Origin of the sequence: Streptomyces capoamus, from assembly GCF_014654935.1 — a bacterium.
GTDB classification, from domain to species: Bacteria; Actinomycetota; Actinomycetes; order Streptomycetales; family Streptomycetaceae; genus Streptomyces; species Streptomyces capoamus.
Genome location: NZ_BNBF01000102.1, coordinates 1 through 773 on the forward strand (window position 1 = coordinate 1; position 773 = coordinate 773).

A 773-nucleotide genomic window follows, 5' to 3' on the forward strand; every position below is an offset into this window, starting at 1 on the left:
AACATGTCCCGATTACAAAAACGGCCTTTTTAATAGGAACACTCTCTCTTTGTGGTATCCCCCCCCTTGCTTGTTTTTGGTCGAAAGATGAAATTCTTAATGATAGTTTGTTATTTTCGCCAATTTTTGCAATAATAGCTTGTTCAACAGCGGGATTAACCGCATTTTATATGTTTCGGATTTATTTACTTACTTTTGAAGGACATTTAAACACTTATTTTCTAAATTACAGTGGAAAAAAAAGTGGCTCCTTCTATTCACTCTCTTTATGGGGTAAAGAAGAAGAAAAAAAACTTAATAAAAATTTTGGGTTAGTACCATTATTAACAATGAATAATACAAAAAGAGCTTCTTTTTTTTGCAATAAAACATATAAAATTAGTAATAATGTAAGAAATCAAATTTTTATTACTGTTGAAAATTTTGGACTTAATACAAGAACTTTCTATTATCCGCATGAATCAGACAATACTATTCTATTTCCTATGCTTATTTTGGTTTTATTTACTTTGTTTATTGGAGCCATAGGAATTCCTTTCAATCAAGAAGGAATAGACTTTGATATATTATCAAAATTTTTCACGCCGTCAATAAACCTTTTGCATAAAAATTCACAAAATTTTGTAGATTGGTATGAATTTTTGAGAAATGCAACTTTTTCGGTCAGTATAGCCTTTTTTGGAATATTTATAGCATACTGTTTATATAAGCCTTTTTATTCATCTTTATTAAATTTAACCTTACTTAATTCATTTCAAAAATGGAATTCTAAA

General features: G+C 27.8%; 1 protein-coding gene. It reads left to right on the forward strand.

Annotated elements, in window-relative coordinates:
* Positions 1-773, forward strand: a 773-nt coding sequence (locus IE312_RS44860) for a proton-conducting transporter transmembrane domain-containing protein (protein ID WP_268254412.1), incomplete at both ends; no start/stop codon positions are given.